Here is a 26,779-nt window from a genome sequence, read left to right as displayed (position 1 = left end):
AATGGAATTAGATTATTTGCTTGCAACAGTTATATTTTTAATTGTATCTGCCTATGTTGTAGCTGAAGTTGTTAATTTATATAGTGGCGTTTATGATGTTGAAGACGCAAGAAAAGAGTTTTTGATGTATTATAACGATTTAAAATATAATTTTTCTCCTGTAAAGGGAGATCTAATTTTTAACTTTAAAGTTAATAAAATAAGCTATATTATCGAGGGATTTGTGCTTAAAAATACATCTGAAAGTAGAGAATTAGTAAGATATCTTGAAAGCTTAAACGGTTCATATATTATTGCATACTCCCCACCCAAGGATGAATTCATTGTAACAAAAAATTATGAGTTCTTGAAAATCGTTGGGAATTATAATGTCTCTGCAGAATATAAAAGGGGGGAGTATGAGGATATTAAGATAATTTATCCAAAAAATTACTCTATTGAATATAGAGAGTTTCAGACAATTAATTGTAATAAGTTGTTTGAAGTTCCATTCTGTATAGTTGATAAAAATGAGAATATATCAGTTAAATACTACGGAATGCTGGATGTGGGAAGATGATATTTAACAATAAAGGATTTATTAGAATCATAGAGGCAACAGTTGCAAGTATTATGGTTATATTTATTTTTTCCTATTTGGTAGCATCTCAGAATTTTGACTACAACCTCTCTCTAAAATTTATTGGATATAATGCGTTATACTCTGCATATATTGAAGAGGGAGATTTTGAAAATATCTCCTCTCTCTACAAAAAAATAGAGTTACCAAGCAACATTGGTTATGGTTTTGAGATTTATAAAAATGGGAAGTTAATGTATTCTGATGCAAAGAGTGGGGTTATTGTTGAGAGAAATTTTATATTTGAAAATAACACCTCAGTAAATTTCTATAAGTTAAGGTTGATACTATGGTGGAGATGAATAAAAAAGGACAGTTTTTTATCATTGGTGGAGTTATTTTATCTATTGGGTTAATATTGTTTTTCTTACTTGGTTTTAGCTCTCAAGTTTCTGACAACTCTTATTTAGCAGTATTTAAAATGAAGGATGTTAAAAACTCAATAGAAAGTTGTTTAGTATGTTCTTTAAATTCAAACTCAAATTTAAGTGAAAAGTTAGAGATGCTAAAAAATAACTATAAAGATGAAGGTATTGAAATTAATTATAAAAAGATAGTATATTCCAACATAAAATACGAGGCAAAAAATCTGACATTCAATTTTTCTTTATATAATGGAAATTTCTCATATAATATCTCAAATCATGGATTTGGTGAATCGTTTAACGGAAGTTTAAATGTATCAAATCCCACATTCAGCAAAAATCTCTCGTTAAATATCTCTGAAAATAGTTCAGTTGCTGGAAGTTTTAATATCAGTGGTGGAGATTATGCTAAGGTATTCATTTATGATAGATTTGGAAATTTAATACTTAATGAGACCATTTATAACAACACCAATTGCTGGAAATTGTTATATTATTATATTTTAAATGTATCAAAAGAGGGAGATTTTGCTATATTTATCATGGCAAAAAATACTTTTAATAACTCATTGGCAGAAAATGTATCTTTTATAAATACGAGTGGCTACTTTAACAGTTATTTGAATAAGACCTATATAAATATATCAATAAATGGGAGTTTTTCTGGAATACTATATGTTAAAAGTTCTCAAAAAAACTATACTGTAATAATTAACAGTAGCAGTAGCTTTATTTTTAATGATACAATTCCCCCAATTAATATTGAGTTGTTAAACAACTATTCAGATGTAGTTTTTAATTATAATCTTAATGAGAGTATAAACAATTTTACCGATACTTCTTACTTTATTCTTAATGAATCCTGCAAAAATAACTATTTCAATGTTATTTATGGTAATTCATCAATGCTTTATGTCTCTTTACATTCTAAGGAATTCAATCATAATATAACAATTTTTAATCCACAAAAAGGAATTTCTTCAAAAGGATTTGTTTTAGCTGATATTTCTATAATAACTCCAAGAATGTTTTATTCATCTTTAAATAATTCTTTTGAATATCAAAGCTGGAATATTGGCTAATCGGTGAAAGTATGGATTTAGCTTATATATATGGATTGATTTGTTCGATATATGGAGCAGTTGAGGATTGGAAAAAAAGGGAAGTCAGCGATTTTTTATGGATATCCATGCTTTGGGTAGGGGTTTTAGTTCATTTTCTATATAATAAAAGTTTATTAACCATTTTTATTGAGATTCTTGCTATTTTATTTATTACCATATCTGTTAGATATGAAAAGTTTAATAAGTTAGTTTATGTTGGGATATTTTTATTTTTATTGTCATTTATTTTGTTTAAATCATACTTTGCATTATCTTTTTTGATATTTTATTTAATTGGGATTTTTTTATACTATCTCAACTTTATGGGCGGTGGAGATTGTAAATTTTTAATGGGATTGGGATATTTAAAAGGAATGTTTTTTACATTCGTTATTTTTTTAAATGCAATACTGTTTGTTATTCCCTACTGCTTGGCTATCCTATTAATAAATATAAAAAACAAAAGCTACAAAGGATTAAAGTTAAAAAATTTGCCATTATTGTTTATAGCATTAAAAAAAGATATAGATGACGTTAAAAAATTTGAGAGCATTATGGGAGATGATGAAAACTTTTCGTTAATTCCTAATATAAATGAAGAAAAAGAAGATAAAAAAATATACAAAGGAAAAGTTTGGGTTACTCCACAAATCCCTTTTTTGGTTTTTATAAGTTTTTCTTATGTTTTATATATGATATATCCTTTCCCAGCAATTTTTAAAATAATTGAGTTAGTTGTTAAATCTCATTTCTAAGAGTTTTATTAAATCTTCATATATTGCAACAGTTGGTATTTCCTTTTCTTTTATTAATTTTATGCTATCCCTCTCCTTTACAACTTTAAACATTACAATACTGGCAATTTTTTGATTTCTCATAAATGTAGTTGTTACATATTCATTTATTGGGATAAGATTTGGTTGTTGGTCTATGACAAAGTATGTGTTATTTATCTTTACAGCCACTGATGTATGATATGATGAGATTTTTAATGATGAAGGATTATAAAGGGCAACATCCAGTATATAAGGTGTTATATTATTATTTAGCAATAGAGCAGAAGTCAGTGTGGCATAATCTAAGCAAACTCCTTTCTTTGTGCTTACAGTCTTTAATGGTGTATTATATATATCTTTCCAACTTTTATATTTGTTCTGTTCTATTTTTTGGAGCTTATTATAATCGTAATGTATATTATTTGCCACCCATTTTGCTATATTTTCAATAGTGGATTTTTTATCTTTTCCTCTTAATTTATTAGATAGGGATTTAACTTTTTCAATTTCTTCTGGAGTTAATATCTCTTCTTCAACAAACTCTCTGAAATATTCGCTATTAAGAGATATGCTGTAGGTTTTAACTTCATTTGACGTTTCACATATAATTGGTTTTTCTGGAATGTCATTTAGATTTGCAAATGTTATTATAGATGCGTAAGTTCCCTGTATGTCTGAACCAGCCAGTAAAATAACTGTATGTCCATTTATTATCTGTTTTTCAATAACTCCTTTATTTTTTCCTGGGAAGGTTTCATTTACTTTTATTTTAAAGGCCCAAATGTATTTTTTTATTAAGGGATTGTCGTTTGGGGTACCTACTAATATTGTGTCTTTTGTTATTGTTGTTTTGTTATCTGCATTTAATGGAGTTATGATTTCTGCATTTTTTACAAATTTTTGGAATTTAGCAGATGCTAATGTGTAATAGCTAACATGGTCTATGTCGTAGGTTTTTTCAAAGGCGGAGGTATTTGTCAATATTAAAAACAGAAGAAACATTAAAATAATTCTTCTCATTCTACCACCTTTTTATCGGAATTTAGATTTTCATAGAAATTGTTATACATTTGGTGTAGTATAAAACTTTTAACTAATTATTGAGCACACCAATTAAGCAAAGCCTATGGTTGCGAATGCAATAAAGAGATTGTTATAGGAGTTTAAAACTGTTCAAACAAATATTTATTAACTAACTATTTTTAAAGAAAATTTTAATAACTTTCAAAATATCTTTTATTATTATTTGTCAAAATATTAATATCAAATAATAATATTTTAAAAAAAATCGTAAGATTTATATATCATTTTAGCATAATATATGGCACAAGTAATATGATATACATAACAACCTACATAAATTAATAAAAATCATATAAAGTTATTACTCCCGATGACGGTCTCCCGTAATGGGATACTCGAGGGAAAGAGAGAGGTGAGAGAATGATAGATTGGTTAAAGAATAAAAAAGCAATATCTCCAATATTAGCTTTATTAATCGTGTTAGGAGTTACAATCGTAGTCGGAGCAGTATTTTATGCATGGGGTAGCGGATTATTTAACAACAGCCAGCAGAAGACCGAATCAGCATTAGAGGGGACTACAACAAACATGTTCTATGATACCGGGGCCATTAGAGTTGCAGCAACATGCATTGACAAAATAAGATACCAAGATGCGGACGATAGTGATTCTTGGTTGGGTTATCCAAGTGGTAATGGAAAGATTGCAAAACCATCTACAAGTAATGGATGTTACAACTCAACATATGGTACAGTATTCTACGATGAAAGATTTATTGTTGAAATTCCAGTAACAATTGATACAGAAGGTTATGAATTAACAGGAGTTAAAGTTATTGGAGGAATTCCACAAATAGTCGATATGGGAGGGACATACACAGATGCTTTTGAAAGTATAAGTGCAAAGTTCTATGCGTTCTGGCTACACCTTAATGATAATTATCAATTATTAATGAAAAATGGAACTCTATTCGTTGGGTATGTAAATTCATCAGGAATGTTTGAAGTCCCAACTGGATATGCAATTGCATGGAACCAGACAAGAGACACTTATGGGAAGTTATCCTCTACAACAGGAGCAATATCTTCATCTGACTGGGACTCAGTTAATACAACAACCGGAGTTGCTCCACTCGTAGAAGCTGGATGGCCGTACTATGGAACATACTGTAGTAATGTTAAGTTATACACAGCTACTGGAGAAGAGTTAAAACCAGGATTTGGTCCTGGAACATTGGTTGCACAGTGGTTCTGCAGTTCTTCAACATGCTTGGATAAATTATTCAACAACCCAGAATATGATGTAGGAACATTACCAAAGAACTCAGAAAAAACCGTAAAAACATACTTGTTCTTTAACAGCTTATACTTGCCAAACTACAAAGGAACCACAAACGATGGATATGTGACCTTTGAAGTTCCATTAAAAGTTGTATCAAACGAAGGAGTAACCAAAGAAGTTAAAGTTAAATTCACTGTCTATGATGATGAATAAATTCTTTAACTTTTTCTTCTTTTTTATTTGCCATATATATTTATAAATCTAAATTTTTAATATAAATCTATTTTCCAAAAATAAAATAATAAAATTTATGAGAAATTATATATTTATTCATAAAATTTCACATTTTAAGTTTTATTTTCATATTTAAAGTTTTCTTTATGAATCATATAGAAAATTTTATATAGACGAAGTTCGTATATACATAACAACCTACATTAAAGAAAATTTAATAACATATAAAATAATCTTTACTCCCGATGACGGTCTCCCGTAATGGGATACTCGAGGGAAAGAGAGAGGTGAGAGAATGATAGATTGGTTAAAGAATAAAAAAGCAATATCTCCAATATTAGCTTTATTAATCGTGTTAGGAGTTACAATCGTAGTCGGAGCAGTATTTTATGCATGGGGTAGCGGATTATTTAACAACAGCCAGCAGAAGACCGAATCAGCATTAGAGGGGACTACAACAACAATGGCATACGATGCTGGAGCAATAGGTGTTGCAGTTCCAAAAGAGATTGATGTTGAAGGAGATTTGGATTTAGGTGATGTCTTACAATATTACTACTACGGCGTTTTATATAATTCCTCTGACGCTTCAAAATATAAACTAAACGCTTTAGCAAAAGATAGTAGTTGGGGAACTTTATATGATGAAAGAATTATAGTTCCAGTTCCAATATCCTTAGAAAATTACTACGACTCTGCATTAACTAATGTCAAAATAGAAAGTGATGGAACTAATGAAGTTGCTGGGTTAACTTTAAAGAAAATAACTTTAAATTACAATGGACAATCTTATGATGCATACTTACTATGTACAAATGATGGAACACCATTTAAAGGTATTTTAAATAGAACTGGAATATATCCAGATGCTACATGGGTCGGTGATGACGGAAACAACTATACAAGCGTTTATTACATACTCGCACCAAACTCAGTTACAAAAGTTGCAGCAGTTAATGATAGTAAAGATTTATCGGTAACTGATGTAAGTCAATGGGGAGACTCAACACATAGACAATCTATGAGGTTATATGCAGGAGGATTTAACAATTTCTACTATGCATGTGCAGTCAACGGTTCTTACAGTGGTGATACCCTAACTGCTACAAAATTCATAGGATGGAATACAGGATTTGCATTCAATAAATACATCACACCAATCGATGCTAAATTCTATACTTCAGAATGGGATGTTGGAACACTACACTCTAGAGAAAGAGTATCAAAAGATATATATTTCTTCTTTGGTTCAAGTATGGGCTTCCAAGAGGAAACAAGTGGAGTTACCACTGTAAATATACCTGTAAAAGTCGTTTCTGACCAAGGAGCATATAAACAAGTTGATGTCAAGATTGTATTAAAAGATAGATTATAAATCCCCTAACTTTTCTTTTTTCTTTTATCAAAATAATTCCAATAATTTATATATAAAAATTTATGATAATCTTTTTATTTTCATAAGAAGTGTTAATGATTAACTATTTTTGAAGATTTAAATATTTAAAATTTAAATATATGCAAACATAAAAGTTAAATTCCACATTCTCCAGTTAAACTTTAAATATTAAATGTGATATAATATTAACCATCAAAAATTTCTGTTAAAAGGTGAGATTAATGTTAAATGAACCAGTAAAAGAGATAATGACTAAGGATGTTGTTACAGTAACACCTGACACACCAGTTTCAAAGGCATTAGGTATAATGGAAGAAAACGGATTCCATCATTTAATAGTTGTTGAGAAAAAAGATGGTAAGGAAGAATACTACTTAATAAGCATGAGAGATTTATTGTTGGCATCATCGACACATGAAGAAGTTAGGTCATTAATGTATAAAGCACACTGCATACACGAAGATACTCCATTCTTAGATGCTGTGTGTGAGATGTTGGATAGTGGGCAGAGAGCGGCTCCAATAGTTAATAGTGTAGGAAAAATGGTTGGAATCATAACTGACTATGACATAATGGCAAGAGCATCAAAGTCAATAATAATGAAAGATACAAAAGTTACAAAGATAATGACAAGGAACGTTATAACCATCAACGAAAATGACTCAATTGGTAAAGCGAGAGCTTTAATGAGAGATAACAATATCGGTAGATTGGTTGTTGTAGATGATGAAGGAAACCCAGTTGGAATGGTTACTGAAGTAGATATATTGAAAAAAGTCTTTAAACCAAAGAAGAAAATGACTGTTGGTGAATTTAAGGGGGAGAAAGTTCCAAGAATGGGTCAGCCAGTTAGATTAATTATGAACACCCCATTAATAACAGTTGATGTTGATGCAAGTGCTGCAGATGCTGCAAGAGTTATGCAAGAGTATGACATTAGAGGAGTCCCAGTAGTTAAAGGAAAATCATTGAGAGGAATTGTTACAAGATTGGATATCATTAAATATATCGCTGATTTGAAGAAAGGGGCAATGATTGAAATTGAATTACATGGCATGTTAGACCCTGAATTTAAAGACCTCGCTGAGAGAATTATTGCAACAGAAGTTAAGAAGATGGTTAAACACGCAGGAAGAATACACTGGATAAAAATAACAATCAAAAAAGATAGAGATAAAGGAGGAGTTCCATATTACAGAATAACAACATACGTTAAAACACCAAATAAGCTGTATGTTGGAGAAGGAAGACCAAAGGCATCATTACCAAACAAATTAGAAGCTGAAGGGGAAGACATTGCCTATGTTTCAGAGCATGAGAGATGGGAGTTTATTGACATATTGAAAGAGTCATTAGAATCAGTATTAAGACAGTTAGAAGCTGATTATGAAAAACACCACCCAAAATACACTGGTAGAATAGTTAAGGGACAGTTTCCAGAGGAGTTTAATCCAGAAGAGTTTAAGAAAGAGGAATAAATTCTTAATTTTTCTTAAATGTTCTTTTAAAGTTTATCACTTAATTTTTAATTTATAAGGGATTCTTATGGAGGAGTTGAAAGTAAAGAAAATTACAAATGGAACTGTAATTGACCATATAGATGCCGGAAAGGCATTAATGGTTTTTAAGGTTTTAAATGTCCCAAAAGAGACATCTGTAATGATAGCTATAAATGTCCAATCAAAAAAGAAAGGAAAGAAGGATATTTTAAAAATTGAAGGCATTGAATTAAAAAAAGAGGATGTTGATAAAATATCTTTAATCTCTCCAGATGTAACCATTAACATCATTAGGAATGGGAAAGTTGTTGAAAAACTTAAACCACAAATTCCAGATGAAATTGAGGGAATATTAAAATGCACAAATCCAAACTGCATAACAAATAAAGAAAAAATTAGAGGAAGATTTAAGATTGAAAGTAAAAACCCATTAAAAATTAGATGCTATTACTGTGAGAAGTTCTTAAATGAGGTTGTTTTTGAATGAAATCTAAAGGGATTATTATGGAACTAAAAGGAAGAAGGATTCCAAACCATAAGGGGAAACCCCTTATTGGTATATCCCCTAACACCTCCTCGCTACGCTCGGAGGTGTAAATTTTTTGAAATTGAGGGATTATTATGGAATTAAAAGGAAGGAGTATTTCAAAAGGACTTATTGAAGGAATAGCAATTGTCTCAAAAAAACCATTCTCTTTTTTGGGAGGAGTTGATGAAGAAGGCAACATTATAGATAAAGATAGCGATTTATATGGACAATCTTTAAAAGGGAAAATCTTTGTCTTTCCTTATGGTAAAGGTAGCACTGTAGGTTCTTATGTGATATATGGTTTAGCAAAGAAAGGGATTTTAAAGGGAATAGTTAATAAAGAATGTGAGCCAATAGTTGCTACTGGAGCTATTTTAGGAGGGATTCCATTAGTTGATAAAATAGATATTGAGAAAATAAAGACAGGAGATAGAATTGTTGTTGATGGAAATACAGGAGTGGTGAAAATTTTAAATAAATAAAAAATCAAAATTATTTTTAGATTTATTTTATCTTACTTTTATCATTAATCTTATCCTATGATTAAAAACTTTTTTGGTGATGATTTATGAGTAGAGAAGCTAATCCATTCAAAAAAATGCCAACTATATTAATGCCTGATGAATTGATGGCTAAAGCTTTAAGAAGAGGAGAAAAAGTTGCAAGTGAGATGAGAAAGAAAGAATTACCTTGGTTATTGAAGGCAAGGTTCGTAGAAGAACATAAAGTAAGAACTATTGCCTCGGTTGTTGCTGATAACCTACAAAAGGTTATAGATAAGACCCCTCCAGTAAGAAAGCTACCTAAATTTTATCAGGAGATGGTTGAGGTTTTAGTAGGGATAGATGATTTCAAAAAATCAATGGGGGCATTTAAATGGGCTTCTGAATTGGTTAGAAAATTGGGAAATGAATATGCAAGAAAAATTAGGGCAGCTAAAACTCCCCAACAGGCGGGAAAATTAAGGAAGGAGTTTGTTGGTAGAGTTAAATCTATATTAGAGCAGATTCATCCAGAGATGGCATTTGTTGCTGTAGCAAGAGAAAAGTTAAAAGATTTACCAACATTTAAGGATTTACCAACAGTAGTTATAGCAGGTTATCCAAACGTTGGTAAATCAACATTATTGAAAAAACTCACTGGAGCTGATGTTGAGATAAACAGCTATCCTTTCACAACTAAAGGAATAAATGTTGGATATATGGAAGAGATTCAAATGGTAGATACTCCTGGATTGTTGGATAGACCTCTATATGAAAGGAACGATATTGAGTTGCAGGCAATTTTGGCTTTAAACTATTTAGCTAATTTGATTTTATTTGTAATAGATGCCAGTGAATTTTGTGGATATACTATAGAAGAACAGATAAATCTATTGAAAGAGATAAAAGAGTTGTTCAAAGTTCCTATTGTTGTAGCTATAAATAAAATTGATTTAGTAGATGAAGAAAGGATTAAAGCGATTGAAGAAAGATTAAAAGAACTTGGAATAAGTGAAATATTAAAAATCTCAGCCGATAAAGGTATTGGCCTAGATGAGTTAAAGGAAAGCCTTAAAAAAACTGCTATAAAGGAATTTTTAAAAGATAAAGAATCAGAAACTTAATTTAGTGTTTTTCAAAACTTATTAAAATAATAAGAAATAGTTGAATGCCTTCTTAAAAAGGGATTCATCAGTGCCTTAGTTATTCAAATTATTCATTCTCAATCTCATCTATCAAGTTCAAAGAGTCAGTATCACCATATCTATTTGCTATATCTTTAATTTTTTCAAGGACTTTTGGTTTTTTGTTGGTTAGTTTTTTCAATTCCTTGCAGTATTTTATTATATCCTTATAACCCACTTCTAAGAATTTACTTTTAAATCTTGATAGTTCATAAGCTAAAAGTCCCCTCAATACATCATCATTTGAGAACAAAAACACTGGATGAATCCAAATTATTATCCTCTCATCATCCTTTTCTACAAAGTTTTCTATTTTATTTACATCCATAAATACATCAATATAGACGGAAATTTCTTTATCTATTTCAATCTCTTCCAATAACTCTTCAAGAATCTCATTCATCTTTGTATCGAACTCTATAATTTTTTCATCTAATTCATCATCCTCTAACTCCATCCACTTCAATACTCTCTCTTTAAACTCTACGGTTGTGTTGTTTGACGGGTAGATTATTGAGTATTCATTTGCCTCAAACTTATACTCTTTACTTGCTCTCGAAGATAAATTAATTATCATCAAGCCATCATCTAAGTTTTTTAAATTTATACTTTTTAGTCTATATTTTCTCATCTCCACATCAAAATCTTCTAAGTTCTCAAAATCCTCTAAATTTCTAACATATGCCTTTTCTCCATTTTTTCCTTTTAGATAAAATCCTTTAAATTCAATATCTGCTAAATCTCCCCTAATTATGTCTTTAGAAAATTCATCTAAGTTTCTGTAAATATCTAATAAAATTTTTTGAGCTAATTCTTTTGCTTTCATTGTTTCCACCTATTAAAATTCCAAGAGTGTAATTAATATTAAATTTAATTTTTAGCAATATAAAAATTTAGTAGTTAGCTTTAATAGGACTTTCGCATTTTATATATCTATAATCAATAGAACACTTATTCATGATTAAAGTCATATTTAAATATCGATTAGCCACCTTCCCTCAAATACCATCCCTTATCCTTTATATTTTTAATCATTTTGTTGTCCCAAAATCCAATTCCTAAAAATTCCCTATTTTTATTAAAAACAGCAATTCTTCCAGAGCCTTTAACTTCTATAATTGATTCTTTAAATATATCCCTCCCATACAAAAATAACATTTCCCCCTTTTCATTTATAATGGCATAGTTGTTTATTATATTTGGAGATATTAATGTAAAGCCCTCTAAAGACAAACGAAACTTTCTCTTAATTTCACCAAATACATTGCCAACTGAAAATATATCCTGAAACTTATTCAAATTCCTTATTGTTTGTTTATTTGTATAACAAACGGTAAGCCACTTTCCCTCTAAGATTACTAAATTTTCATATTCAAACTCTTTAACAAAATCTTCGTTAGCATATTTACTCAACTCCTCTTTTACTAAGTCGATTTCCCTCTTTTTTAGCTCTCTCACTTTCATAGTTTCACATTATAGTATATTGCACATTAAACCTTTTTATTGCTTATTAATTTGAGGGTTAGATACCAAATGTATATTTATTTAAATATAAAAATCTATTTTTATTAAAAATATTAAGTAGTTTTAATAAAAAATAATATTTTTTAAAAGAGCATTAGTTTCATACCGGAACGGTCTTATTTTAACTCGATGTAGTAAGATGTGTTCAGTATCATGTTTCCATACCGAATCGGTCTGATTTTAACAGAAGTATTTATTCTCGATATGGATAAAGATTTGAAGTTTCCATACCGAACCGGTCTGATTTTAACCTCCTTCATACTGACAATTTGGTAGCCACCGAAGCCACGTTTCCATACCGAATCAGTCTGATTTTAACTATGGAGAAAAAGAAATTTAATAATTTTGAAGAATTTTGTTTCCATACCGAATCAGTCTGATTTTAACTAGAAAATTAAAGTATAAGTTCTGGGTTGTCGGCGTTGAATTGTTTCCATACCGAATCGGTCTGATTTTAACGGCAGAAGAGTTTAAATGTCCAGTTTGTGGGGCAATAAGTTTCCATACCGAATCGGTCTTATTTTAACTAATTGATTATGGTTATACAGGAAAGAGATTAAATAGAAATTGTTTCCATACCGAATCGGTCTTATTTTAACGATTGTTTGGGCGTTAGCTGGAACTATTACTCTCAATGTTGTTTCCATACCGAATCGGTCTTATTTTAACCTATCGTCGACACCGCCTATTATCCCGCCTGCCCCAAGTTTCCATACCGAATCGGTCTTATTTTAACTCTCCGCAGTAGTGTCATTTTTGCTATGAACTACTGTTTCCATACCGAATCGGTCTTATTTTAACTTCCAACATAATCCTCATCTAAATAAACATTTACATTGTTTCCATACCGAATCGGTCTTATTTTAACCTTGGGTTTTATTTCATTAATGGATGTGGTGGAAGTTTGTTTCCATACCGAATCGGTCTTATTTTAACTAGAGAGATTGTTGAGCACTTGAGAGAAAAAACGTTTCCATACCGAATCGGTCTTATTTTAACTCAACAATACCAAGGGCTAATTATGTAGATACGGGTTTCCATACCGAATCGGTCTTATTTTAACGTGTCATATTGTTATATGGCATCTCTAACATAGTTTCCATACCGAATCGGTCTTATTTTAACAGGGCAGTCATCAACAACCTATTTTTTATTGTTCTTCTTATATTTATACTTTTTGGTGGTGTATTTTTCTAAGGGTAAATAACTGTCTTCATTTATAAACCTACTAATATTTAAATCTTTCTTTTTTAACAAAATTGAGTATTTTTATCTTTCTAAATTTAAAAATTTAACTTATTGGTTGGAGAAATTTTATTTACCTAATTATTTAACCTTAATTTTTAAAAATCCAAATAATTTAATAGACATAAATATTTCAAATAATCAAACCAACAAATCCTTAGAAATTAAATTTAAATCCTCTAAATTAACAAATACCAACTAATGATTACCTTTATCAAATTCCAAGTTCATTCAACGAGACAAACTTCCAACAATATAGCAGACACTAAAAACACCTTAATCAAAATTATCAACAAACTCATATATAAGCATTTTTATCTTCTTCCTTATGAAAATTAATATTTAAATATAACCTCGAGATTATTGCTAACTTAATATTAAAAATCATCAAGGTGATGGGATGGAACACAATTATAAAGTAAAATTATTTGATGAATTAGGATTTGTAAGAAAGCAGTGCAAAAAGTGTGGGCAATACTTTTGGACTTTAGACCCTGAAAGAGAAACATGTGGAGATGCTCCATGCGATATCTACTCATTCATTGGAAAACCAATAACAAAAAAGCCATATACATACAAAGAGATGGTTAATGAATTCATAAACTTCTTTAAAGAACATGGACATGAACCAATAAAAAGAGCCCCAGTAACTGCAAGAAGATGGAGAGATGACATTTTATTAACAATCGCCTCTATAGCAGTATTTCAACCATGGGTTACTAAAGGGATAGTTAAGCCAAAGGCTAACCCTTTAGTTATAGCTCAACCATGTATTAGATTAAATGACATTGATAATGTTGGAAGGACTGGAAGGCATTTAACATGCTTTACAATGGGAGGGCATCATGCTTTTAACAGAGAAGATGATTTCAAATACTGGCAAGATGAAACAGTTGAGCTTTGCTTCAACTTCTTTAAAAAATTAGGGATAGATGAGAAATCAATTACATTTATTGAGAGTTGGTGGGAAGGAGGAGGTAATGCAGGGCCTTGCTATGAGGTAATAACACACGGTGTTGAGTTAGCAACTCTTGTTTTTATGCAGTATGAGAAAGTTGGAGATAGCTACAAAGAGATTCCATTAAAAATAGTTGATACTGGATATGGAATTGAGAGATTTGTTTGGGCTTCAACTGGAGAACCAACAATATACGATGCCATATTTAAAAATATCGTCAATAAATTGAAGGATGATGCTGGAGTTGAAGATATAGATAAAGAGATATTGGCTAAAATAACTGAAGTTGCTGGTTTGATGGATGTTAAGGATGTTGGAGATTTGAGAAAGCTTAGAGAGGAGGTAGCTAAGAAAGTAAATATCCCAGTTGATGAGTTGGACAAGCTAATATCGCCTTATGAAGATATCTATGCAATAGCTGACCACACAAGGGCTTTAGCTTTCATGTTGGGGGATGGAATAGTTCCATCAAACGTTAAAGATGGTTATTTAGTTAGAATGCTGATAAGAAAGACATTAAGGCATATGGATAGGCTAAATCTCTCAATACCAATAACTGAGATTGTTGCAATGCAGTTAAATGAGATGAGAGATTTATATCCAGAATTATTGGATATGGAAGATTACATTATGGAAATCTTAGAAATTGAGACAAATAAATATAGACAGACAATTGAAAGAGGTAAAGGAATTGTTGAAAGATTGTTAAAGAGCAAAAAATCTATTGATTTAGATAATTTAATTGAGTTGTACGACAGCCATGGATTGCCACCAGAAATAGTTAAGGATGTTGCTAAATCCTTAGGGAAAGATATCAGCATTCCAGATAACTTTTACACAATAGTTGCTGAAAGACATGAGAATAAAGAAGAGGTTAAAGAGAAAGTTAAGTTGCCAGAAGTTGATGTTGAAAAAACAGAGCTATTATTCTATAAGTATCCAAAGATGAAGGAGTTTGAGGCAAAAATCTTAAAGGTTGTTAATGATTATGTAATTTTAGATAAAACTGCATTCTATCCAGAAGGAGGAGGGCAAAAGGCAGATACAGGATATATAATAAAAGGAGATAAGAAGTTTAGAGTTATTGATGTGCAAAAAGAAAATGATATTGTATATCACAAAATAGAGAACTTAGATAATGAGCTAAAAGAAGGAGACACTGTTAAAGGAGTTATTGATTGGGATAGAAGGCTAAGTTTAATGAGAAACCACACAGCAACACACATAATAAATGCTGCAGCTCAAAAAGTTTTAGGAAAACACGTTTGGCAGGCAGGTTCAGATGTTGATGTAGATAAAGCAAGATTGGATATAACTCACTATAAGAGAATAAGCAGAGAAGAGCTGAAAGAGATTGAAAGAGTAGCTAATGAAATTGTTTTAAATAACTACAATGTAAAAAGTGTATTTATGGATAGAAATGAAGCAGAGGAGAAGTTTGGATTTAGAATATATCAAGGAGGGGTTGTTCCAGGCAATATCTTAAGGATAGTTATTATTGAGGACGAAAATGGGAATATAGTTGATGTTGAAGCTTGTGGAGGGACACACTGCCAAAACACTGGAGAGGTTGGATTTATAAAGATTATTAAAACTGAAAGAGTGCAAGATGGTGTTGAGAGATTAATTTACTCAAGTGGTTTAAGTGCTTTAAAAGCAGTGCAGGAAATGGAAGATACTTTAGAGGAGAGTGCAGAGATATTGAGATGTCCTACTGAAGAACTACCAAAAGTTATAAAGAGATTCTTTGAAGAGTGGAAAGAGCAGAGAAAGAAGATAGAGGAGTTGGAGAAAAAGATAGGAGAACTCAAGAAATTTGAATTAATGAATAAATTTGAGACAATTGGAAATTACAAAGTTTTAGTTGAGAAAGTTGAGGCTAATCCAAAAGAGATGTTGAACATAGCTGATAACTTAGCTAATGAAAATGCTATAGTTGTATTATTAAATGATAAGGACAATATACTATGTAAAAGAGGAGAAAGTGTTGATATAAATATGGCTGAACTTATAAGATATATTGCCAAAGGAGGAGGAAGAGAGCATTTAGCTCAAGGAAAATATGAAGGAGATGTGGAGGAAATTAAAAAGAAAGTTATTGAATTCATTAAAAATAAATAAATTTGTTTTAGCAATATAATCTATTTTCTTTTCTTTTGGTGGGTATATGGGTATGAAGTGTTTAATAAAAATCATTGGGAGTTTGTTCATTAGTTTTGATGAAACCGAAGCATTAGCTTCGGGCTACAAATCCGTTAGGATTTGTTCAACAGAAAGCAAAGCTTTCTGGCTATAAAAACTCGAAGAGTTTTTATTTAACCGAAGCGTTAGCTTCGGGCTACAAAAACTCGAAGAGTTTTTGTTTAACTTTTTCTAAAAGTTTCGGTGAGAGTATGAATGTCATTGATTTATTCTCCGGCTGTGGAGGATTTTCAAAAGGTTTTTTAGATGAAAACTTTAAAATTTTAGGAGCTATAGAGAACTTTAAGCCAGTTGTTAAAACTTATTTATACAATATCAAAGCTCCAGTGTGGATGGATGATATAAAGAGGATTCCGCCAAAAGCATTTGATGAATTTATAAAAAATGAGAAAGTTGATGTCATTATCGGCTCTCCTCCATGTGAGCCATTTACAAAGGCAAATAAACTAATTAAAGATAATCCATTAGACAGGTTATATAAAGACAAAGTTGGTAGGTTAGTTCTATATTATATAGATTATGTCAATTACTTTACACAAAAAAATGATGATTTAATATTTGTTATGGAAAATGTTCCACAAATTAAAGAAATTAAGGATGAGTTAAAAAAACTATTTGGAGACATAGGACATAAGGTTTATTTCAATATATTGAGGGCTGAAGACTACGGAAATCCATCAAAAAGAGCGAGGATGTTTATTTCAAATATAAAATTAAAACCAAAGAAAGCTGATAAAATTGTTGTTGTAGAAGAAGCTTTAAAAGACATTCCAAAAGATGCTAAGAATCATGAAATCAAAAAACTTTCTAAGGAAAAAGTAGAAATGATATCAAAATTAAAATGGGAAGAGGCGTTATATAGATACAGAGGAAAGAAAAAGTTGATGTTTAATTGGTATAGGCTTCATCCCCATAAGTTAGCTCCAACTGTTAAAGGAAGAAGTAGGTTTATTCATCCTTATGAGGATAGGTTATTAACTGTAAGAGAACAGGCAAGATTAATGAGTTATCCAGATGATTTTGTGTTTTTTGGAGGAAGGGATGCTCAATATAATCAAATTGGAGAAAGCGTTCCTCCGATATTAAGTAAAATTATAGCTAAAGAAGTTAAAGAGAGATTATAAGAATTTACACCTCCGAGCGTAAGCGAGGAGGTGTTAGTTTTGATGAACCTTTATTAAAGGTTCGGCAGAGAGTGTTCCTCCGATATTAAGTAGAGCTATTGCTAAAGAAGTTAAGGAGAATCTAAAAAAATAAATAAAAAGTTTTTTAATTAAAATTCTTTGGAATTTTTATAATTTCTCACTTCTTAAATCAATTGTTTGATGCATTTCTGGGCCTGTAGAGATTATAGTTACTGGAACTCCTGTAGCTTCTTCAATCTTATTTATAAATTCTTTGGCCTTTTCAGTTAATTTGCTGTATTCGGTTACTCCATAACACTCTTTATCATATTTATCCAAACCAGTTAAAGCTATCTGTGTTGCTCCATTCAACCTACAAGCTTTTCTTGCTAATTCAAAGTCAAAATAACCAACTCTTCTCCTTCTTCCGGTAACTGTTCCATACTCAACAATTCCTAGACTCTCTGCCTCTTCTAACGACATTTCAGTTGGAAATGGCCCAGCTCCTACTCTTGTAGGGAAGCTTTTAAAGACTACTATAACTTCATCAACTTTTGTAGGGCCGATACCAACATCAGCAGCAAATGATGAAGCGGTTGTATCCTTGGATGTTACATAAGGATATGTTCCATAATATAAAGAGAGCAAAGTTCCTTGTGTTCCTTCAATTAAAACATTTTCTTCTCTATCCAACGCATTATTGACTTCTTCAGAGACGTCTCCTAAAAATTCTTTTAACTCTTCAATATCCTTTGCCTGTTTTAAAATCCTCAACACTCTATCAACATTTGCAGGGCCACAGCCACTTCCAGTAGTTCCAATCTCTTTAGCTAAGTGCTCATCTTTTTTATCCATAATTTTGTGTTTTTCTTCAATAATTCCACATCTGTAATCTACAATCAGTCTCTCTCTAACATTAAAGTCTTTAAGCATCTCCACCTCTTTTAACAAAACTTCTGGGTCTACTAAAACACCTGCTCCTATAGCTAACTTTGCCTCTTTGTATGGGAATCCTGTAGGTATCATTCTAATTCCATAAGATTTTCCTCCAATATTTACAGTATGTCCAGCATTTGGTCCTACTCCTCCTCTTGCAATAATTGATGGCTTGTCTTTATCACAAATATAGCTTATTATTTTCCCTTTACCTTCATCTCCCCATTGTCCTCCAACAATAATGGTGCAAGTCAATAAAACCACCCTTTCTACTGTTCAAAACCCTATATCTATTTGTAATTACAATATTTAAAGTTAATTAATATTAAAACTTTTAATTAATAGAATATACAGAGAAAAACCTTTTATTTTTGAAATAGGGTCTTATTCTTTTAGATTTTTAATTTTAATTATTTTAATGATTTTAAATATGGTTAGATTAAAATTATCAAAAAATTATAATAACACAAATTTTAAGTATTATTTATTTCGTTCTATATTTCTTAATTAAACAATACAAAAAGGGTTTTTTAATGAAGATTGTTAGAGTAGAGTTCTCTTCTTATGAGGATTTTTATGATTTTGAGTTTATAGCTCCAGATGATGTTACAGAAGAAAAATTTATAAACGATTTGGCAGAGGCAATAGTAAAAAGTATAAAATGGGAAGAACTAAAAAGATCAGAAAAATTAATGGGAAAACTTATTGAATATGATGAATTTGGACTAGATTTAATAGATTGCATAGATTTTAAGAATGTCTATAAAGAAATGGAAAAAAGGGGATATAAACCTCTTAAATACGATATTATTGTCTATGCAGGAGCTTGGACATACATTAATCCAAAAACTTTAAAAATTACCGATTTTCACAATACAGGGGAATTAACAAAATTAGAAAAAGCTATTCAAGAAAAACTACAAAAACTTAGAAAAAGTGGATTATACTAACTTTAAACAATTCCTATTTCTCACAGAGGATTTTCCCATATTTGTTTTTAAACTCATCTAAATTCTTAATAGTTGTATCTAAGGTTAAAGGAGTTACTGAGATATGTCCCTTCTTTCTCAGAACATAGACATCTGTATCTTCTTCCTCCTCAAATATTGGGTAGCCGTCAATCCAGTAATAACTCCTCCCCCTTGGATCTACTCTTTCCTCAACATGTGTTGTGTACATCTTTCTTGCTAATCTTGTTATTTCTATAGGAGTTTCTAAGGTTGCATTTTCTGGGATGTTTATATTTAAGACATCACATGGCATGTCATAATCCAAATATTTTTCAGCAATTTTTGCAGTTATTTTTGCAGGAATTTCAAAATTTATTGGTATCTCTAACTCTCTAAATTTTAAGTGGTCTGAAGTTATTTGTAATGAGGATGCAATAGATTTAGCCCCATGATGAGCTGCTTCAAATGCAGCCCCCAAAGTTCCAGAAGTCATTATTTCAGTCCCAAGGTTTTCCCCAATGTTTATCCCTGAAATAACCAAATCTGGAACTTTTTTTAATATTTGATATATTCCCAATATTACACAGTCAGTCGGTGTTCCAGAAACAGCGTAGCCAATAATATCTTTTGCTAACTTAACCTTAGTCATCCTCAGTGGTTCAAATAAACTTATAGCCCTACCAATTCCACTCTGCTGATTTGTTGGAGCCACTATCGTTATCTCTGCATCTTCAAATCTCTCTTTTAAAGCGTTGTATAATGCTATCAATGAAGGTGAGTAAATTCCATCATCATTAACTATCAATATTTCCATGATATCACCAATTAAAGTTATCTTTAACATTTAAATACCATTAAGGATAATATTTATTCTTACAGGTAATTAAAACTTTTTGAGGGGTCACAATGAAAAAAAGAAATATAACTGAATTTCAAGTTTTATCTGAAATCATAAGAAAGCAACCACATATAAAACAGAAAGAGATAGCTGAGAATTTAGGAATAACAGTTCAGGCAGTTTCAGAGCATATAAGAAACCTGGTTAAAGAGGGTTATGTGAAATCAAGGGGTAGAGGGGAGTATGTAGTAACTGAAAAAGGTTTAAGAAAGTTAAAAAACTGGATATCAGAGTTTAGAGAGTATTTAGATGAAATAAACACTGCTGTCTATAGATACAAAGATATATGGCCTGCTATTGCAGAAGAGGACATTAAAGATGGAGAAACAGTATATCTATTTATGAAAAATGGTTTGCTATATGCATCAAAAGAACCAAAAGGGGAAGCAAAAGCAAAGGCATTATATGGGGGAAAGAGGGGAGAAGATATAGCAATATGTGAAATTAAAGGAATTATTGATGTGCCTAAAGGAAAAGTAATAGTGTTTAGAATCCCACCTGAAGTTGTTGGTGGTTCGAGAGCTGTGGACTTTGATTTAATAAAAAATAATCTTAATAATTTAGATGACTATGTGATTGCTACTATGGGAACTGTTGCTTATGTTGTTGCACATAAGTTAGGGCTTAAGCCAGATATAAGATTTGCCGTGCCTGAAGCTATTGTAAATGCATGCAATAGAGGATGTAATGTTGTTGCCTTAATAACTGGAAAGATGGCTGAAAAAGTTATTAAAAAGCTTGATAATGCAAAAATTAGCTATACTGTATTAGATGCAACTAAAGAAAACATGTGAGGAAGGAAAAATGTCGTATAATATAATTTTAGCAAAATCAGCTCTTGAGTTAATCCCAGAAGAGATAAAAGATAAAATAAAAAAGTCCAGAGTCTATAAATATGATATTTTAGATTCTAACTACCACTATAGAGCAATGGAAAAGCTAAAAGATAGAGAGATGAGAGGTAGGCCAGATATCATCCACATATCACTTTTAAATATATTAGACAGTCCAATAAATCATGAAAAAAAGCTAAATATATATATCCACACATACGATGATAAGGTTTTAAAAATAAATCCTGAGACAAGGTTACCGAGGAATTACTTTAGATTTTTGGGAGTTATGGAGAAGGTTTTAAAAGGAGAGGGAAACCATTTAATAAAAATGGAAGAAAAAACATTGGAGGATTTATTAAATGAAATAAATGCTAAAAAAATAGCTCTAATGACTAAGACAGGAAAATTGACACATCCAAATCATTTAAAGGGGTATGATACCTTTATAATAGGGGGCTTTCCATATGGGAAGTTAAATATCGATAAAGAAAAAGTTTTTGGAGATATTGAGGAAATCTCTATTTACAATAAAGGTTTAATGGCTTGGACTGTTTGTGGAATAATCTGTTATTCATTAAGTTTCTAAAATATTTCAATATATTTTTATATATTTTTACTATTTTGTAACTTTAAAAATTTAAAGTGGCTTATATTGCACTAACTTATTTAAGTCATAATAACAAAAATATTATTGTTACTGTCTTTACCACATTAAATAAATTATAATCTAAGGGGTGGCAATCAAAGTAGGTAGATATTATGTCAAAATTCGTGAAACTACACTTAGTAAGAACCCTCAATAAATATAAAGAGCTACAAAAAGTTAGAGTGAAAGATGTAATGGTATCTGGTGATGTAATTACAACAACGCCCGAAAAAACAATAGGGGAGATATTTGACGAAATGATTAAATACAACATTAGTGGAATGCCTGTAGTTGATGATAGGGGAGTAATGATTGGATTTATTACACTAAGAGAAATTAGAAAATATATGATGAGCCATCCATATCTTAATGTGGGGGAGGTTATGCTAAAAAATCCTCCTTATACAACAGCTGACGAGGATATAATTACTGCCTTCGAAAAAATGATAGAATTTGATAAGAAATTAGACCAACTTCCAGTAATCAATACAAAATATCCTGAAAAAATTCTTGGAAAATTAGAAGGCATTATTTTTATGGAGGATATTATAAAACTGCTATATAAAAATGTTATAAAAGAGTTAAAAATCCTTACGACCTTATATAATACAAAATAAAAATATTTAGAAGAAACCATTAACCTCTTTTATACAATTATAAACTAATTCAACAGTCTTTTCCAAATCTCTTTTATCTATAACTTCTACTGGTGTGTGTATGTATCTTGCTGGGACTGAAATAACACCAGTAGGAATTCCTTCTCTTGTTAAATGGATAGCTGTTGCATCAGTTGTCCCCCCTTCTCCAACTTCCCACTGGACATTTATTTTATACTTTTCAGAAACAGCTTTAATCATCTCTAAAACTTTTGGGTGAGCTATTAGTCCTCTACCAGATGCATCTACTATCCCAACTACAGGCCCTTTACCTAAATCAACTGGAGCGTCTTCTTTTTTAATTCCTGGATGGTCTCCAGCAATAGTTACATCCAACGCAATAGCAACATCTGGATTTATTTTAAAGGCAGAAACTCTTGCCCCTTTTAATCCAACTTCTTCTTGAACAGTTCCCACTGCATAAACTTGGCAATCGATATCCTCTTCAGATAACCTCTTCATAATTTCTAAGAGAACAGCACATCCAACCCTATCATCAAATGCCTTTCCAGTTAATCTATACTTCCCTAACTCATAAACCTCACTTAAGAAAGAAACCCATGTTCCTATATTAACTCCCATCTCTATAGCTTCTTCTCTACTCTCAGCTCCAATATCTATAAACATATCTTCATATTTGATTATTTTGGTTTTTTCCTCTTCTTTCATTCTGTGCGGTGGTTTTGAACCAAGAACACCAATTAAATCCCCTTTGCTCCCATGAACTACAACCTTTTGGTTTAATATTGTTGGATCATAAATTCCCCCAATTTTTGTGAATTTTAAGAAGCCATTGTCATCTATATATTTAACCATCAAACCAATCTCATCCATATGGGCAGCTATCATAATTTTCTTTCCACTATTTCCTCTTTTTGCAATTAAATTTCCAAAATTATCAATCTCTACAGAATCACAATATTTTTCCAACTCTTTTTTCATAAACTCTCTAACACTATCCTCTCTCCCAGATATTCCATGTAGTTTTGAGAGTTTTTTTAAGTATTCAACAACACTCATAACTTTCACCTATAAAATAAATATCTCAATAAAAGATAATGATATTGAGAAATAAAATATTTATGGTGAAGTTATGAAGCTATTGTTAATGGGAGGAACTAAAGATAGCGTTGAAATTGGTAAAAAGTTAAAGAATTTAGGAGATGTCTTTATTTTATACACTTCTACAACTGATTACGGTGGAAAATTAGGAGAGGAGTTTGCTGATGAGGTGATAGCAAAGCCTTTAGATAAAAATGAGCTGAAAGATGTTATAGAAAAATACAATATAGATATCTTAGTCGATGCCACCCATCCTTTTGCAATAAATGCAAGCAAAAATGCTATTGATGTTTGTAAAGAGCTTGATATAAAATATGTAAGATTTGAGAGAAAAGAGGAAAAGATAAACCACCCAAATGTTATATATGTTAAAGATTTTATTGAAGCTGCAAGATTGGCTAAAAAAGCAAATAAAGTATTTCACATGGCAGGAATTAAGAATTTAAAGACAGTTGTTGATATCGTTGGGAAAGATAAGGTTATAGCAAGAGTTCTGCCAATCTCTGTAAATGAGGCTTTAAAGATTTTGCCACAAAAAAATATTGTAGCTATGTATGGGACTTTTTCCAAGGAGCTTAACAAATATTTAATTAAGGGTTATGGATGCGATGCCATAATAACCAAAGATAGTGGGGAGAGTGGAGGATTTAAAGAAAAAGTTTATGGAGCTTTAGAAGCTGGAGCTAAGGTTATAGTTGTTGAAAGGCCAAAAATTAATTATCCAATTTGTTTTGATGATGTAAATGAGTTAGTTAATTACATTAAAAATTTAACTTTATAATTTTTTGGTGAAAAGGATGCACTGCAATATAGACTTAAAATATGGCGTTATAATGAAAAAAGATAACTATACATTAAGAATTTCTTTAAAACCTGGATTTATAAATGCTGAGCAGTTAAAGGCAATAGCCTATGTTATTGAAAATTTTGGTGATAATAGAGCTCATATAACAACAAGACAAGGCATTGAATTTAAGATATCTCCAGAATATTTGGAAGATGTTGAAAAAATTTTAAATAGTGTTAATTTAAGCTTAGGTTCAACTGGAAATAGGGTAAGGCAAGTTGTATCCTGCATTGGCTTAGAGTGTTACAATGCTATCGGAGATTCAGTTTCTTTGGCAAGGAGGATTCATGAGGAGTTTGAAGGTGTTTGGGTTCCAAGAAAGGTAAAGATAAATGTTAGTGGTTGCCCAAATTCATGCACATTTCATAGATTTTGTGATATTGGAATATGCTATAGATACAAAATAACTATAAACAAAGAGAAATGCTCGGATTGTGGAAAATGTAAAGATTTTTGTGATTTAGATGCTATAGATTGGGAAAATAAAATAATAAAAGATACATGCACTGGAGAAGGGAAATGTATTGGATTATGTGATGCTTTTGAAGCTGAAAGAGTTATCAGTATATTCGTTGGAGGAAAAGGAGGGAGAATATATAAAGAGGGAAAACACCTAATAGATTTAAAAACTGAGGATGATGTTTTATTGGTTATTGATGAATTGATAAGTTTATATGCAAAGTTTGGTAAAGGTAGAATGGCAGATTTTGTAGAAAATTATGGAATTGAAAAATTGAAACAGGACTTGTATAGAATTATTTTTGAATAATGAGCCATAAAGTAGCTAAAATCCTAGATATTAAAATAACATAAAAGAGTTGATAAAATGAACCAAATTGTTAATTATGATTATAAAGAATTTCTAAAGAAATTGAGAGAGAAGCATTTAAAAAAGAGAAAACCCAGAGATAAGGATAAACCCATCGCTGTGTGGATTCAAGATGATATATATAGAGATTTTAGCATAGGGAAATCCCTTACAATAATTTTAAGGACAGAGGGCTGTTATTATGCAAAAGAAGGAGGTTGTTTGATGTGTTCCTATTTAATGGACTCTTCCCCTGAAAAAATAACTGCTGAAAATATAATAAATCAGTTTAATTATGCAATTGAAAAGTATAAAGAAAAAATAAACAATCTCAAAGATTTTAGTGTTAAAATCTTCACTTCTGGAAGTTTCTTAGATGATAGGGAAGTGCCAAAAGAGGCAAGAGATTATATTTTCAAAAAATTAAGTGAATTTGATAATTTAAAAGAAGTGGCTATTGAATCAAGACCTGAATTTATCGATGAAGATAAATTAAATGAGATTAGAAAGTATTTAGATGTTAATGTTGAAATTGGAGTAGGAATAGAAAGTTTTAATGAAGAAATTAGAGAAAAGGCAATTAACAAAGGAATAACAAATGAACAAATAATCAGAGTGATAGAGTTATCTAAAAACTACAACGTTGGAATAAAAGCTTATTTGTTGATAAAACCTTTATTTATAACTGAAAAAGAGGCAATTGAGGATGCCATATACTCAGCAAATAAATGTATAGAGTTGGGCTGCTCAAGAATATCTTTCTGCCCAGCTACAGTCCATAAAGGAAGTGTGATGGAGTTCTTTTTTAATAAGAATCAATATAGGCCACCATTCTTGTGGAGTGTAATTGAGATATTGAGAGAAGTTAAAAAAAGCAATCCTAAAGCTTTAATTATGTGCGATACTTCTGGTGTTGGTAGTGAGAGAGGGGCTCATAACCTATACAATTGCAAATGCAACAAATTGATTAAAGAAAAGTTGGAGAGATTCACTTTAATGCAGGATATTGATATTTTAAATGTTGAATGTGAATGTAAAAAAATATGGGAGGCATACATTGAAGTTGAAAATAAAAATATAGTCCCATTGGGGGATGAGAAAAAACTTTTGTTATAAAAATTATTCTGGAATCTGTCCTCCTGGAACCATAACACTTAATTTAACTTGTTTAACTCCTTTTAAGGCAGTTAATCTATCTGTTAGCTCTCTAATTCTCTTAGCATCTCCTCTAACCAATATTGTTTCTAAGCAGTGGTCGTGGTCTAAGTGTAAATGGAGTGTTGCTACAATGATGTCTGTATAGTTATGCTGAATTTCAGTTATCTTTTCCATAACATCTGAAGCGTGATGATTATAAATTACGCTAATACTTCCAGCTCTCTCCCCTTCCAAGCTGTGAATCCATTTGTGTTTTATTATATAATCTCTAATGGCATCTCTTATTGCTTCACTTCTACTTGCATATCCTCTTTCAGCAATTATCTCATCAAACTCTCTCAAGAGCTTTGAAGGTAGTGATATGCTTATCCTATCCATTTCTGTCATACTCTCCCCCGTTTATTTTTGAGGTTATTAATATTACTATTTAATAACTAA

The 26,779-nt window shown here is 30.8% G+C and carries 27 protein-coding genes and 1 CRISPR repeat array; of the genes, 20 read left to right on the top strand and 7 right to left on the bottom strand.

The annotated features are described in order from the left end of the window. Position 1 precedes the first annotated feature (1 nt). The 4 genes from MFS40622_RS01730 to MFS40622_RS01715 are packed head-to-tail and all read left to right on the top strand — an operon-like array spanning position 2 to position 2,842. Positions 2-559, top strand: a complete 558-nt coding sequence (locus MFS40622_RS01730; RefSeq protein ID WP_012979952.1) for a hypothetical protein — start codon at positions 2-4, stop codon at positions 557-559. Continuing rightward, a complete protein-coding gene (locus MFS40622_RS01725) occupies positions 556-921 on the top strand; it encodes a hypothetical protein (protein WP_012979951.1) in 366 nt (121 codons plus the stop codon). The genes MFS40622_RS01730 and MFS40622_RS01725 overlap by 4 nt, the downstream gene beginning before the upstream one ends. After that, complete coding sequence (locus MFS40622_RS01720; protein WP_232217818.1) at positions 918-2,066, top strand: hypothetical protein; 1,149 nt, start codon at positions 918-920, stop codon at positions 2,064-2,066. Before MFS40622_RS01725 ends, MFS40622_RS01720 begins: the two co-directional genes overlap by 4 nt. 11 nt (positions 2,067-2,077) lie before the next feature. Then, complete coding sequence (locus MFS40622_RS01715) at positions 2,078-2,842, top strand: A24 family peptidase (RefSeq protein ID WP_012979949.1); 765 nt, start codon at positions 2,078-2,080, stop codon at positions 2,840-2,842. Here MFS40622_RS01715 and MFS40622_RS01710 read toward each other — a convergent pair. Then, positions 2,819-3,883, bottom strand: a complete 1,065-nt coding sequence (locus tag MFS40622_RS01710) for a transglutaminase-like domain-containing protein (protein ID WP_012979948.1) — start codon at positions 3,881-3,883, stop codon at positions 2,819-2,821. The two genes, MFS40622_RS01715 and MFS40622_RS01710, sit on opposite strands and share 24 nt — an antisense overlap. A 423-nt stretch (positions 3,884-4,306) precedes the next feature. On the opposite strand from MFS40622_RS01710, the gene MFS40622_RS01705 reads away from it, so the two are divergent. The 6 genes from MFS40622_RS01705 to MFS40622_RS01680 all read left to right on the top strand — a co-directional run bounded on the left by MFS40622_RS01705 (position 4,307) and on the right by MFS40622_RS01680 (position 10,431). Further along, positions 4,307-5,380 (top strand): archaellin/type IV pilin N-terminal domain-containing protein, encoded by a 1,074-nt coding sequence (locus MFS40622_RS01705; protein ID WP_012979947.1) that lies wholly within the window; start codon positions 4,307-4,309, stop codon positions 5,378-5,380. Positions 5,381-5,696: 316 nt separating this feature from the next. Then, complete coding sequence (locus MFS40622_RS01700) at positions 5,697-6,776, top strand: archaellin/type IV pilin N-terminal domain-containing protein (protein WP_012979946.1); 1,080 nt, start codon at positions 5,697-5,699, stop codon at positions 6,774-6,776. A 242-nt stretch (positions 6,777-7,018) separates the two neighbouring features. After that, positions 7,019-8,275, top strand: coding sequence for a CBS domain-containing protein (locus MFS40622_RS01695; protein ID WP_012979945.1), 1,257 nt, complete (start codon positions 7,019-7,021; stop codon positions 8,273-8,275). A 67-nt stretch (positions 8,276-8,342) separates the two neighbouring features. Continuing rightward, complete coding sequence (gene pyrI / locus MFS40622_RS01690) at positions 8,343-8,783, top strand: aspartate carbamoyltransferase regulatory subunit (protein ID WP_012979944.1); 441 nt, start codon at positions 8,343-8,345, stop codon at positions 8,781-8,783. Positions 8,784-8,917: 134 nt separating this feature from the next. Continuing rightward, positions 8,918-9,307: a DUF126 domain-containing protein gene (locus MFS40622_RS01685; protein WP_012979943.1), complete on the top strand. Its 390-nt coding sequence runs from the start codon at positions 8,918-8,920 to the stop codon at positions 9,305-9,307. Positions 9,308-9,393: 86 nt separating this feature from the next. Then, the gene (locus MFS40622_RS01680) at positions 9,394-10,431 is read left to right on the top strand and encodes an NOG1 family protein (protein WP_012979942.1); all 1,038 of its coding nucleotides are present in this window, start codon (positions 9,394-9,396) and stop codon (positions 10,429-10,431) included. Between the two features lie 88 nt (positions 10,432-10,519). Here the strand turns inward: MFS40622_RS01680 and MFS40622_RS01675 are convergent, their stop codons facing one another. Continuing rightward, positions 10,520-11,317, bottom strand: a complete 798-nt coding sequence (locus MFS40622_RS01675; protein ID WP_012979941.1) for a hypothetical protein — start codon at positions 11,315-11,317, stop codon at positions 10,520-10,522. A gap of 158 nt (positions 11,318-11,475) precedes the next feature. After that, positions 11,476-11,955 (bottom strand): PUA domain-containing protein, encoded by a 480-nt coding sequence (locus MFS40622_RS01670; protein WP_012979940.1) that lies wholly within the window; start codon positions 11,953-11,955, stop codon positions 11,476-11,478. A gap of 156 nt (positions 11,956-12,111) precedes the next feature. Further along, a CRISPR array of direct repeats spans positions 12,112-13,140; the repeat unit is 30 nt; unit sequence GTTTCCATACCGAATCGGTCTTATTTTAAC. 520 nt (positions 13,141-13,660) lie between these two features. Between MFS40622_RS01670 and alaS the strand changes: the two genes are divergently transcribed. The 3 genes from alaS (at position 13,661) to MFS40622_RS01660 (ending at position 17,544) form a co-directional block, all read left to right on the top strand. Next, positions 13,661-16,339, top strand: a complete 2,679-nt coding sequence (gene alaS, locus MFS40622_RS01665; protein WP_012979939.1) for an alanine--tRNA ligase — start codon at positions 13,661-13,663, stop codon at positions 16,337-16,339. Between the two features lie 46 nt (positions 16,340-16,385). Beyond that, positions 16,386-16,514 (top strand): hypothetical protein, encoded by a 129-nt coding sequence (locus MFS40622_RS09765; protein WP_012979938.1) that lies wholly within the window; start codon positions 16,386-16,388, stop codon positions 16,512-16,514. Between the two features lie 97 nt (positions 16,515-16,611). After that, on the top strand, positions 16,612-17,544 hold the full coding sequence (locus MFS40622_RS01660; RefSeq protein ID WP_012979937.1) for a DNA cytosine methyltransferase: 933 nt from the start codon (positions 16,612-16,614) through the stop codon (positions 17,542-17,544). A gap of 168 nt (positions 17,545-17,712) precedes the next feature. Here the strand turns inward: MFS40622_RS01660 and MFS40622_RS01655 are convergent, their stop codons facing one another. Beyond that, entirely contained in the window at positions 17,713-18,735 is a 1,023-nt protein-coding gene (locus MFS40622_RS01655; RefSeq protein WP_012979936.1) for an adenylosuccinate synthetase, read from the bottom strand. 278 nt (positions 18,736-19,013) lie between these two features. Between MFS40622_RS01655 and MFS40622_RS01650 the strand changes: the two genes are divergently transcribed. Beyond that, positions 19,014-19,430: a hypothetical protein gene (locus tag MFS40622_RS01650; RefSeq protein ID WP_012979935.1), complete on the top strand. Its 417-nt coding sequence runs from the start codon at positions 19,014-19,016 to the stop codon at positions 19,428-19,430. A 13-nt stretch (positions 19,431-19,443) separates the two neighbouring features. On the opposite strand, the gene surE is transcribed toward MFS40622_RS01650, so the two are convergent. Further along, complete coding sequence (gene surE, locus MFS40622_RS01645) at positions 19,444-20,244, bottom strand: 5'/3'-nucleotidase SurE (protein WP_012979934.1); 801 nt, start codon at positions 20,242-20,244, stop codon at positions 19,444-19,446. Positions 20,245-20,336: 92 nt separating this feature from the next. Between surE and MFS40622_RS01640 the strand changes: the two genes are divergently transcribed. The 3 genes from MFS40622_RS01640 (at position 20,337) to MFS40622_RS01630 (ending at position 22,427) form a co-directional block, all read left to right on the top strand. Next, positions 20,337-21,122: a winged helix-turn-helix transcriptional regulator gene (locus MFS40622_RS01640; protein ID WP_012979933.1), complete on the top strand. Its 786-nt coding sequence runs from the start codon at positions 20,337-20,339 to the stop codon at positions 21,120-21,122. A gap of 10 nt (positions 21,123-21,132) precedes the next feature. Further along, entirely contained in the window at positions 21,133-21,750 is a 618-nt protein-coding gene (locus tag MFS40622_RS01635; RefSeq protein ID WP_012979932.1) for a 16S rRNA (pseudouridine(914)-N(1))-methyltransferase Nep1, read from the top strand. A gap of 173 nt (positions 21,751-21,923) precedes the next feature. After that, entirely contained in the window at positions 21,924-22,427 is a 504-nt protein-coding gene (locus tag MFS40622_RS01630; RefSeq protein ID WP_012979931.1) for a CBS domain-containing protein, read from the top strand. 6 nt (positions 22,428-22,433) lie between these two features. Here the strand turns inward: MFS40622_RS01630 and MFS40622_RS01625 are convergent, their stop codons facing one another. Further along, positions 22,434-23,486: a M42 family metallopeptidase gene (locus MFS40622_RS01625; RefSeq protein ID WP_012979930.1), complete on the bottom strand. Its 1,053-nt coding sequence runs from the start codon at positions 23,484-23,486 to the stop codon at positions 22,434-22,436. Between the two features lie 73 nt (positions 23,487-23,559). Here MFS40622_RS01625 and cobK point away from each other — a divergent pair, with 73 nt between their 5' ends. From cobK to MFS40622_RS01610, 3 genes are read left to right on the top strand one after another with little or no spacing between them, the layout of a single operon-like run. After that, complete coding sequence (gene cobK / locus MFS40622_RS01620; RefSeq protein WP_012979929.1) at positions 23,560-24,309, top strand: precorrin-6A reductase; 750 nt, start codon at positions 23,560-23,562, stop codon at positions 24,307-24,309. Between the two features lie 16 nt (positions 24,310-24,325). After that, positions 24,326-25,144: a hypothetical protein gene (locus tag MFS40622_RS01615; RefSeq protein ID WP_012979928.1), complete on the top strand. Its 819-nt coding sequence runs from the start codon at positions 24,326-24,328 to the stop codon at positions 25,142-25,144. A gap of 57 nt (positions 25,145-25,201) precedes the next feature. Then, positions 25,202-26,299 (top strand): archaeosine biosynthesis radical SAM protein RaSEA, encoded by a 1,098-nt coding sequence (locus tag MFS40622_RS01610; protein ID WP_012979927.1) that lies wholly within the window; start codon positions 25,202-25,204, stop codon positions 26,297-26,299. Between the two features lie 3 nt (positions 26,300-26,302). Here the strand turns inward: MFS40622_RS01610 and nikR are convergent, their stop codons facing one another. Next, on the bottom strand, positions 26,303-26,728 hold the full coding sequence (gene nikR / locus MFS40622_RS01605) for a nickel-responsive transcriptional regulator NikR (RefSeq protein ID WP_010870053.1): 426 nt from the start codon (positions 26,726-26,728) through the stop codon (positions 26,303-26,305). Positions 26,729-26,779: the final 51 nt, after the last annotated feature.

This window comes from Methanocaldococcus sp. FS406-22, assembly GCF_000025525.1.
Lineage (GTDB): Archaea > AGJL01 > Methanococci > Methanococcales > Methanocaldococcaceae > Methanocaldococcus.
This window is presented reverse-complemented; position numbering and strand designations above follow the sequence as displayed.

Bases quoted from the DNA above. Each gene is read 5' to 3' on its own strand.
- MFS40622_RS01730 (WP_012979952.1), top strand. From the start codon at position 2: ATGGAATTAGATTATTTGCTTGCAACAGTTATATTTTTAATTGTATCT.
- MFS40622_RS01725 (WP_012979951.1), top strand. From the start codon at position 556: ATGATATTTAACAATAAAGGATTTATTAGAATCATAGAGGCAACAGTT.
- MFS40622_RS01720 (WP_232217818.1), top strand. From the start codon at position 918: ATGAATAAAAAAGGACAGTTTTTTATCATTGGTGGAGTTATTTTATCT.
- MFS40622_RS01715 (WP_012979949.1), top strand. From the start codon at position 2,078: ATGGATTTAGCTTATATATATGGATTGATTTGTTCGATATATGGAGCA.
- MFS40622_RS01710 (WP_012979948.1), bottom strand. From the start codon at position 3,883: ATGAGAAGAATTATTTTAATGTTTCTTCTGTTTTTAATATTGACAAAT.
- MFS40622_RS01705 (WP_012979947.1), top strand. From the start codon at position 4,307: ATGATAGATTGGTTAAAGAATAAAAAAGCAATATCTCCAATATTAGCT.
- MFS40622_RS01700 (WP_012979946.1), top strand. From the start codon at position 5,697: ATGATAGATTGGTTAAAGAATAAAAAAGCAATATCTCCAATATTAGCT.
- MFS40622_RS01695 (WP_012979945.1), top strand. From the start codon at position 7,019: ATGTTAAATGAACCAGTAAAAGAGATAATGACTAAGGATGTTGTTACA.
- pyrI (WP_012979944.1), top strand. From the start codon at position 8,343: ATGGAGGAGTTGAAAGTAAAGAAAATTACAAATGGAACTGTAATTGAC.
- MFS40622_RS01685 (WP_012979943.1), top strand. From the start codon at position 8,918: ATGGAATTAAAAGGAAGGAGTATTTCAAAAGGACTTATTGAAGGAATA.
- MFS40622_RS01680 (WP_012979942.1), top strand. From the start codon at position 9,394: ATGAGTAGAGAAGCTAATCCATTCAAAAAAATGCCAACTATATTAATG.
- MFS40622_RS01675 (WP_012979941.1), bottom strand. From the start codon at position 11,317: ATGAAAGCAAAAGAATTAGCTCAAAAAATTTTATTAGATATTTACAGA.
- MFS40622_RS01670 (WP_012979940.1), bottom strand. From the start codon at position 11,955: ATGAAAGTGAGAGAGCTAAAAAAGAGGGAAATCGACTTAGTAAAAGAG.
- alaS (WP_012979939.1), top strand. From the start codon at position 13,661: ATGGAACACAATTATAAAGTAAAATTATTTGATGAATTAGGATTTGTA.
- MFS40622_RS09765 (WP_012979938.1), top strand. From the start codon at position 16,386: ATGGGTATGAAGTGTTTAATAAAAATCATTGGGAGTTTGTTCATTAGT.
- MFS40622_RS01660 (WP_012979937.1), top strand. From the start codon at position 16,612: ATGAATGTCATTGATTTATTCTCCGGCTGTGGAGGATTTTCAAAAGGT.
- MFS40622_RS01650 (WP_012979935.1), top strand. From the start codon at position 19,014: ATGAAGATTGTTAGAGTAGAGTTCTCTTCTTATGAGGATTTTTATGAT.
- surE (WP_012979934.1), bottom strand. From the start codon at position 20,244: ATGGAAATATTGATAGTTAATGATGATGGAATTTACTCACCTTCATTG.
- MFS40622_RS01640 (WP_012979933.1), top strand. From the start codon at position 20,337: ATGAAAAAAAGAAATATAACTGAATTTCAAGTTTTATCTGAAATCATA.
- MFS40622_RS01635 (WP_012979932.1), top strand. From the start codon at position 21,133: ATGTCGTATAATATAATTTTAGCAAAATCAGCTCTTGAGTTAATCCCA.
- MFS40622_RS01630 (WP_012979931.1), top strand. From the start codon at position 21,924: ATGTCAAAATTCGTGAAACTACACTTAGTAAGAACCCTCAATAAATAT.
- MFS40622_RS01625 (WP_012979930.1), bottom strand. From the start codon at position 23,486: ATGAGTGTTGTTGAATACTTAAAAAAACTCTCAAAACTACATGGAATA.
- cobK (WP_012979929.1), top strand. From the start codon at position 23,560: ATGAAGCTATTGTTAATGGGAGGAACTAAAGATAGCGTTGAAATTGGT.
- MFS40622_RS01615 (WP_012979928.1), top strand. From the start codon at position 24,326: ATGCACTGCAATATAGACTTAAAATATGGCGTTATAATGAAAAAAGAT.
- MFS40622_RS01610 (WP_012979927.1), top strand. From the start codon at position 25,202: ATGAACCAAATTGTTAATTATGATTATAAAGAATTTCTAAAGAAATTG.
- nikR (WP_010870053.1), bottom strand. From the start codon at position 26,728: ATGACAGAAATGGATAGGATAAGCATATCACTACCTTCAAAGCTCTTG.